Annotated in this window: 8 protein-coding genes; all 8 read right to left on the bottom strand. The window is 27.2% G+C overall.

Going from position 1 to position 8,723, the window contains the following annotated elements:
* Positions 1–22: 22 nt before the first annotated feature.
* A complete protein-coding gene (locus OIO11_RS04245) occupies positions 23–1,009 on the bottom strand; it encodes a CehA/McbA family metallohydrolase (protein WP_268070124.1) in 987 nt (328 codons plus the stop codon).
* A complete protein-coding gene (locus tag OIO11_RS04250) occupies positions 1,002–1,472 on the bottom strand; it encodes a hypothetical protein (RefSeq protein ID WP_268070125.1) in 471 nt (156 codons plus the stop codon). The genes OIO11_RS04245 and OIO11_RS04250 overlap by 8 nt, the downstream gene beginning before the upstream one ends.
* A 33-nt stretch (positions 1,473–1,505) precedes the next feature.
* Entirely contained in the window at positions 1,506–2,171 is a 666-nt protein-coding gene (locus OIO11_RS04255) for a glycerophosphodiester phosphodiesterase (RefSeq protein ID WP_268070126.1), read from the bottom strand.
* Between the two features lie 97 nt (positions 2,172–2,268).
* Entirely contained in the window at positions 2,269–2,721 is a 453-nt protein-coding gene (locus OIO11_RS04260; RefSeq protein ID WP_268070127.1) for a fructose PTS transporter subunit IIA, read from the bottom strand.
* Positions 2,722–2,733: 12 nt separating this feature from the next.
* Positions 2,734–4,635 carry a BglG family transcription antiterminator gene (locus OIO11_RS04265; protein WP_268070128.1) on the bottom strand — a complete coding sequence of 634 codons (1,902 nt, stop codon included), beginning with the start codon at positions 4,633–4,635 and terminating at the stop codon, positions 2,734–2,736.
* 553 nt (positions 4,636–5,188) lie between these two features.
* On the bottom strand, positions 5,189–7,069 hold the full coding sequence (gene htpG, locus OIO11_RS04270) for a molecular chaperone HtpG (RefSeq protein WP_268070129.1): 1,881 nt from the start codon (positions 7,067–7,069) through the stop codon (positions 5,189–5,191).
* Between the two features lie 441 nt (positions 7,070–7,510).
* Positions 7,511–8,080, bottom strand: coding sequence for a hypothetical protein (locus tag OIO11_RS04275; protein ID WP_268070130.1), 570 nt, complete (start codon positions 8,078–8,080; stop codon positions 7,511–7,513).
* Between the two features lie 169 nt (positions 8,081–8,249).
* A complete protein-coding gene (gene ppnP / locus OIO11_RS04280; protein WP_268070131.1) occupies positions 8,250–8,567 on the bottom strand; it encodes a pyrimidine/purine nucleoside phosphorylase in 318 nt (105 codons plus the stop codon).
* Positions 8,568–8,723 lie beyond the last annotated feature (156 nt).

The following is an 8,723-nucleotide window of genomic DNA, read 5'->3' on the forward strand; positions in this document are numbered from 1 at the left end:
CTAATAAAATAAATCTTTTAATCTAACTGAAATAAATTGGATTAGTAAAACAAACCATAACCTCTTCGCCATCTATTACACCATATAATTCTCCTCTTATCCATTTTATACTATCTATATTTTCTGTTATATCTACTTCCTCTTCATCATAATTTGGCATAGCAATATTGCCAATATTACTATTTATATTCACTCTTAATGTTTCTTTATCAATATTATGCTTTACGTTGATACTACTTTCCATAATATTAATACTTACTTTTAAGTTATTGTTTAACTGAAACTTACTAATTTTATCTCCAATAGTCCAAGCTTTTTCTCCTGATAGTACATCTATAGTTAGTACTTGTCCTAAAGAAACAGATAAACATCCTTTTTTTATAGCTTCAAATATAGAGTTATCCTTATGGCCTTTTTCACTATCTATACCAATATAAGTAGCTGCTATATACTTATCCTCTGGTGTGCTCTTATGCCAATCCCTACCTGAAACTGCCGATATTCTAAAGCCTTTATTTAACAACTCTGTCCATAGTTTAAATGCTCGTATATTTTGTTGTTTTATACTTGGAAACATACCTGACCATACTTCTATATAATCTATTTTATTCCAATCTTCTACTGTATACTCCAAATAGCATCCTGTAGCTATGGGACTTCCAATTCTAAAAGGATGTGCTATTCCTATTAATTCTACTTTTCCTTTAGCAACCTGTATTTTTTTCGAAAAATTTTCTTTAGTTATATCTCTCCAATCCACATATTCTTTTAATCCCAATAATAGCACATGTCCATAAAATGTTGTCCATTCTAAACCTTTAAGTATATTTATATTAGCAATATTCTTCATATTCTCTATATCTTTATATGTTGATATAGTGTTATGATCTGTCATTGCTATTCCTTTAAGTCCTAACTTACTTGCACTCAAAGCTAATTCCATTAATGTATGTTTTCCATCACTGTGATTCGTATGAGTATGCAACTCATATGGTATCCAATTAATCATAATTCTCCTCCATATCATATAAATATAATTTATAACTACATTCCCTTGTTACTAAGGCATGTACACTTATAGTGATTTTAAAAATACCTGGTGGAATAACTCCTTGTATTAACCCTTCAGTTGCTTCTTCCTCACTAATTATGAGTTCTTGTTTATTATCTTTTCTGTGGACACAGCCTCTAAACCCGTTCTTATCATCAAGTGATACTGTTAATAAGTTTGATAAAGATTTACGATTTGCCCAGTTTTGTTTTTCTTTTTCTAATTCTTCACCTTCAACATATTTTTCCAAAGCTTCTTCCACTAATATTTTTACTTGTTTTTCATCCTCTAAACATTTAGGACTATACTCAAATATTACTTTTAATTTTTTATATTCTTTTGCCAAAGTACATTCATATGTTATGTGCTCTTTTTCAAATGTAGAGTCTATGGTATTAGACTCTTCTAATAATATTTTCATCTCATCCATTCTCCTTGCTTTCTAAAACTTAGTTTATTTATTCAGATTCTTTACTTTTTCTATTAATATATCTATTCTATCTGTTGATATTGAATCAATTTCCATTTCAATTAGTTTATCCATTGTTTCTTCATCATCAACTGTCCAAGCACTAACAAACTTCCCTATATGATGTAAAGTTTTTATAAGCTCACGACTTGCTCTTGGGTAATGTAGATTAACTCCAAAAGCGCCTAATTCTTTTATATCTTTTGCAATTTCATTCAAATAATCTATATCTGTATTTCTTGAGCAATCCAATCTATAATTAACCAGATATTTTAGTTTATAGTTAATAGTTTTTAATCTTTGTACCACTGGTGGTTTTACTCCTGATAAAAATACTCTGTCAACCATATCACAATCAATAATTACAGCTTCTAAAACATCAAATTTATCAAATTCTTTCATATCAAGATTTAATTTAATATCTTTATGTGGTTTAACTATATCTATTACGTCCTGCAGCCTTAAATAAGAATCAATTTTCTCTTCTTCTAGTTCATTATGACTTAATAATATTTCATTATTTTTTGTAAATCTAATATCAACCTCAATTATATCTGCTCCTAGCTCAATAGATTTTTTAATATACTCTAAGCTATTCATAGGCGTATTCATACAGCCTGAATGTGCTGTAACTAAAACTTTCTTACTCATTTCTTATTCCTCCCTTAAATTACCTCATATATTTATTAAAATAAATAGCCTTTGTTTATTTGTTAATAACAAAAGCTATTTTAGCAATTCATGAAATTTAACCATTTATTATTCCATTCATTTCATTAACAAGATCTTCTTTTTTATCTAGACTTAATAATTTATTTACAAAATCTTTATTTATAAGACTTCTTGCAATATTGGATAATAGCTTAAGGTGTGTTGTACCTGCTTCATTCTCTGGAACTGCTAAACATATGGCAAGCTCAACCGGTTGTCCATCTAAAGCCTCCCATTCTACTCCATTAGAAAATCTTTGTATAAATACAGATGCTTTTTTCACTGTTTCTGATTTACAATGTGGTATTGCTACCTTTGATCCAACTCCAGTAGAAAATTCATTCTCTCTTTCAAATAACCCTTCTAAAAAGAACTTAGTATCTTCTATGCAGTTATTCTCCATTGCCATATTTGAAAAATTATTTAACACTTCTTCTTTTGAAACCTTTTCTGTTACAAAGCTTACATTATTTAAAGTTATTTCTATCATATTATCCCTCCATCATCTTGTGAGATTCACACAAAATTCTTCTAAATCTCTTGAATTCACTAATTTCTCTATTTTCTTATTACTCTTTGTTTTATTATTAATTAAAGGAAATAACCTCTTTTCTATACCAATTTTAGGATTTATACAAGATATAATTACAAGCCTTACCTCTTTGCTTCCCCACAGTACAGGTCTTTTTAATGTAATTATTGCCCCAGTGCTATTTCCTGTCTTTATACAATGTGGCAATGCTACTACATTATTTATAACCGTTTCTGATAATTCTTCTCTTTTCATAATATCTTTAATTTCAGTTTCAGAAAGATATTCTTTTTCTAACATTATATTTAGAACATGGTGCATTAACTCTTCTTTACTTTCATAATCTGCATTTGCAAAAAATAATTCTTTTGGAATTTTATAAAAAAAGGATTTAATAATATTAGAATTATCAATTGCAGTTTTAATATTTAAGATATCGGTTTCATCCAAATCGTAATTAATTCTTACAATTGGGATATCTGTATAATTTTCTTCTAAATTAACAGTTGTAACAATTAAATCATACTCGTTTTTTTCCAGTGAAGTTAACATATATCTTGGAATTGTATTTACTATTTGTATATTAGATATCTTTTCTTCCAGTTTCGATTTTATAAGTTGAGAAAACCCAATACCATTTTCACAAATAACACATATTTTTGATATGCTGCCTTGTCTTCTTTCCATAGCTGCTGCAAAATGAAGGGCAATATATCCTATATCGTTTTCACTGAGCATTAATAACAATTCTTCTTTAATAACTTCATTGCATAATAACGCACAATTATATGACTCTATGTATTTTGTTTTTATGATTTCAAGCATAGGATTATCCAAAGTTGTTTTAATTGAATACCTTCCCAAAGAAGAATTAATATGAGCAAATAGGCCGTTTATAAGCTGAAAATCATTAGTAAAGTCAAGCTTCATAACTTTTTTTATCTGTAACATAAATTTATTTATCAAATCCAATAAATTTGTGTCCTTTAAAATTAGTTCTTCATTTGTTAAACATAGACTGTTATCCAAGTAAGAATTTCCTATTACAAAAGATGTATAAACAAGTTCATCCATAGAAATTTCCCTATTAACTTTACAGCTTATAAAATTTGTTATTTCTTTAGCAGTATTTATTGTTTTCAAGTCTAAAGTTATTTTTTCACTTTCATCAAGTTTAATTTGCTTATTGTTCATGAGTCTTATTATATTTACATAAACATATCTTTGTATAAGATTTAAATGGTTATCAGGTTTAAATATATTATTTTTCACTAAAATTTTTGTTATATGCTTTTTAATCACTTCATATTCAACCAATTTAATCCCATTTATTTCTTCGAAATATTCCGTGTTTTTCAACAATACCTCTTCTAAATAACTTACTATAAACCTTCTTTTATCATCTTCTTTCCCTTCCGTAAAATAGCCATAATATGGTTTATTTAATAACTGGATATTATATGACTTTAATACTCTTTTTACTTCTCCAATGTCTTTACTTACAGTTGATCTGCTCACATATAATTTTTCTGATATTTCATCCGTAGTTACATAATCTTTTAAAACTAATATTAAAGCATTAAGTATAACTCTGTTTTTATTAGATGCTTTTACTTCATCTAACTTTTTACTTGATTTAATATTAAAATTTTTTAAAAATAGTGTCTTATCAAAAACATTTAGGCAATATCCTTTATTTGAACTGAGAATTTTGTATCCTTTATCATCACATTCTATTATTAAATCTTTTATACCCCTTTTAATAGTTCTACTGCTGACACCTATTGCTTCTGATAGTTCATTACTACTTATAAACCTACCATGTTGACTATACAAATATTTAACTATTCCTAAAGTTCTTTCTTTAATCATCACTTTGTTCTCCCCTTATGTCTATAATATATAGTATTTTTGAAGATACTTCCATTTACACTTTTCCATTTTTATAGTGACAATTTCTCTTTTCAATTTATGTCCCAACCACAGTGTCACTTATTCTCTCAAATATACTAATATTTTACAAGCTTTTTTCTCATATGTCCACATATGCACTCTCACCTTATTTTTTATAAAAGCTATATATAAGTTTGTTTTGAAAGATTATTGAATTTTTATATCCTTATAAAAAATTGTTTAAAATAAAAATTAAGTAATATTTCAAAGCGAATTTATATTTTGGGGTATTTCGAAAGTTTAATTTGAGTTTACATTTAAAATTTAGTTTACATAATTATAAATATGTAAATAAGCTTCCTTTCATATTAAGCTAATCATTATGTCTTTAAAGTTACCTCAGAATTTTCCCCTGCATATAAATTTCTCTGGTGGAGATATAACAAAAAAGTCCTCAAGTGTATTCTCTACACTCAAGGACTCTACTCTATTGATGTTGCCATATGTTTTCTTTTAACTTAGCATTACTTACCTATAGCATTATTTTACATATATTATTTGTAAATTCTACTGGATCATTTATCGTTAACCCTTCTATAAGTAATGCTTGATTATATAATAAGTCTGTATATAACTTAAGCTTATCTTTATCTTTTTCATAAGCTTCTCTTAATGCTTTAAATACATCATGATTTACATTTATCTCTAATACTTTATCTGCTTTTATGTTCTGATTATTAGGCATAGCACTTAGTATTTTTTCCATTTCAATTGTAAGCTCACCATCGTTTGACAAACATACAGGATGATTTTTCAACCTTTTTGATGACCTAACATCTTTAACTTTATCTGATAGAATATTCTTCATATGTTCAAACAATTCTTTATTTTCTTTATCATCGGTACTAGATGAGTTTTCATTTTCTTCTGTCTCTATACCCAAGTCACCACTTGATACAGATTTAAATTCTTTATCCTTATATGTCATTAACATTTTTACAGCAAACTCATCTACATCATCTGTAAAGTATAATATTTCATATCCTTTATCTAATAGTAGTTCTGTTTGTGGCAATTTCTCAATTCTTTCAAGTGATTCCCCAGCAGCATAATAAATATATTTTTGATCCTCTGGCATTTTGGAAACATACTCATTTAAAGTGACCATTTTTTTCTCTTTTGATGAATAAAACATTAATAAATCTTGTAATTCATCTTTATTGCTTCCAAAATCACTATAAATGCCATATTTCAATTGTCTTCCAAATGATTCATAGAATTTTTCATATTTTTCTCTTTCATTTTTTAATATGCTTTGTAATTCATTTTTTATTTTATTTTTTATATTTTTAGCGATAAGCTTTAATTGTCTATCATGTTGTAGTATTTCCCTTGATATATTAAGAGACAAATCTTCTGAATCAACTATGCCTTTTACAAACCCAAAATAGTCAGGCAATAAATCTGCACACTTATTCATAATTAAAACGCCATTTGAATACAACTCTAAACCTTTTTCATACTCTTTTGTATAGAAATCATACGGAGTCTTTTCTGGAATATATAAAATTGCATTGTAACTTACTGAACCCTCAACACTAATATGAATATGTTTTATAGGTTTATCAAAACCGTAGTGTTTTTCAGAATAGAAATTATCATAATCTTCTTGATTAAGTTCTTTCTTGTTTTTTCTCCATATAGGAATCATACTATTTGTAATCTCTTCCTCTATGTAATCTTCGTATTCTTTTTCACTACCCTCTTTAAGCTTTGTTTTAGTTACATCCATCTTTATTGGGTATCTAATAAAATCAGAGTATTTCTTAATTATAGACTTTAATTTATACTCCTCTAGGTATTCATCAAAGTTCTCATCTTCTGTTTTTTCTTTTATTTTAAGTATAATTTCTGTACCAACAGAATCTTTTTCACATGGTTCAATAGTATAACCATCTACACCTTTGGATTCCCATTTGTAAGCTTCATTGCTACCAAAAGCCTTACTTATAACAGTAACCTTATCAGCTACCAAAAATGTAGAATAGAAGCCAACACCGAACTGACCAATTATATCATATCCATCTTTCAATTCATTTTCTTTTTTGAATTTCAAAGATCCACTCTTTGCTATAACTCCAAGATTATCCTCTAGTTCTTCTTTTGTCATTCCAATACCAGTATCGGAAATTTTAACTATTCTGTTTTCCTTGTCAATAGATACTTTAATATAATAGCTATCTTTTTCAAAAGTTAACGAATCATCCGTTAATGCTTTATAATAAATTTTATCAATTGCATCACTGGCATTAGAAATAAGTTCTCTTAAAAAAATTTCCCTGTGAGTATAAATTGAGTTAATCATAAGATCTAAGAGTCTTTTAGACTCTGCTTTAAACTGTTTTGTTTCCATTTTAAGTCTCTCCCTTCAAACTAAAAACCATATTTATGACACTTTGTTAAAATTGTTAGCACTCTTTATGAGCGAGTGCTAACAACTACTTTTTATATACCATATTTTTGATATTATGTCAATACATCTTGCAATGATATATATAAGCTGAAATTCTCTGAATTACACCTATGGTACTGTTTTAGCCCTATATATACTTTACCCTAAAATTTTATAAAATATCTGAATATATAAGTTTGTTTTGAAAGATTATTAAATTTTTATATCCTTATAAGAAATTGTTCAAAATAAAAATTAAATAATATTTTAAAATAAATTTATATACTAGAGTATTTCGAGAGTTTGATTTAAGTTTACATTTGAAGTCTAGTTTACATAATTACAAATATGTAAATAGATTTTTGATAAATCGTATTATAAAAAATTATTTGTCAGATTGCATTATATAAATTTTTCTTCAATCCCTTCCTCAGTTATTTGTTTTAAAATTTGTTCTAGTTTCCATCTTTGATTATTAATAGCCCAGTTACTTATCTTAAACGATTGTGTATTGGTTTTTATCAATATTGAATTTTTTTCATATGCTACTGACTGTACCATATCATGTGAAATAAACTTATTTCCAATAATAATATTTTTCTCTCCTATCATAACTGACTGCTTTTGGAATACAGAAAGCCATACAAAGTATACTATTACAAATACAATTAATGGTATAAAATTCCCTATACTAAAGTTATAACTCTCTAGTATACTAAAAATAATAAATATTGAAATTTCAATTATACCGCTAATTCTTTCAACAAATGATTGAAATAATATTTCTTCATACAGTTTCATAGCCTGCCTTGGGAAAATATAAGAATACTCATTTCCGATGATTATTGCGATAATTACCATATCCCCAGGTTTAAGTTGATTTGCTTCAGCAGTCAAAAACCAAAATGGTATTAGAACAATCATCATGATACCACAGGCAATTCTATAATAATGATCTGAATTATATTTCATATATGTACCTCCCATTTATAATGTATTTATCTTCTTTCAAAATATATCAAATTATATCATATCAATCCTTATTATAACTAAATATTACATTTTTTCCAACACAAAAAAACAACTCTAAGCACCTAATTCCTAGAGTTATTTTTTATATCGTTGTTTTTATGACTGATTTCTAATCTTGAATATAAGAACAGCAATAATCGGTTAATTCTTTTACATTTAATTGGAATTTAGAGTTTGCAGCAACTTCAAAAGTTTCTCCCTCACGAATTAGAATCCAATCATTACTACCTGGCAATTTTACCTCCAAGGTTCCTGCAACAATTTCCATAAGCTCCTTTTTTTCTGTTCCAAATTCATATTCACCTGGCATCATAATTCCCAAAGTTTTTCTTTCTCCATCTTGAAAAATTACAGTTCTACTTGTAACCTTTCCATCAAAATATATATTCGCTTTTTTTACCACTGTTACATCATTAAACATATCCATTATAATCCTCCTTGTATTATGTATTGCTTTAGTCGCTTGCAGAATTCCACAAGCATTGATTTGTCTAATTTTTAAGCCGTTAGGCTTTTATATTTTCCTCCACTGCGACATAATAGAATTACACCACATAAAACCAAACACCACAGAGGAGGAGAA

The organism is Clostridium sp. ZS2-4 (assembly GCF_026719745.1).
Taxonomy (GTDB): domain Bacteria; phylum Bacillota; class Clostridia; order Clostridiales; family Clostridiaceae; genus Clostridium_H.

Coding starts and splice junctions, on each gene's coding strand:
- OIO11_RS04245 (WP_268070124.1), bottom strand. CDS start 1,009: ATGATTAATTGGATACCATATGAGTTGCATACTCATACGAATCACAGT.
- OIO11_RS04250 (WP_268070125.1), bottom strand. CDS start 1,472: ATGAAAATATTATTAGAAGAGTCTAATACCATAGACTCTACATTTGAA.
- OIO11_RS04255 (WP_268070126.1), bottom strand. CDS start 2,171: ATGAGTAAGAAAGTTTTAGTTACAGCACATTCAGGCTGTATGAATACG.
- OIO11_RS04260 (WP_268070127.1), bottom strand. CDS start 2,721: ATGATAGAAATAACTTTAAATAATGTAAGCTTTGTAACAGAAAAGGTT.
- OIO11_RS04265 (WP_268070128.1), bottom strand. CDS start 4,635: ATGATTAAAGAAAGAACTTTAGGAATAGTTAAATATTTGTATAGTCAA.
- htpG (WP_268070129.1), bottom strand. CDS start 7,069: ATGGAAACAAAACAGTTTAAAGCAGAGTCTAAAAGACTCTTAGATCTT.
- OIO11_RS04275 (WP_268070130.1), bottom strand. CDS start 8,080: ATGAAATATAATTCAGATCATTATTATAGAATTGCCTGTGGTATCATG.
- ppnP (WP_268070131.1), bottom strand. CDS start 8,567: ATGGATATGTTTAATGATGTAACAGTGGTAAAAAAAGCGAATATATAT.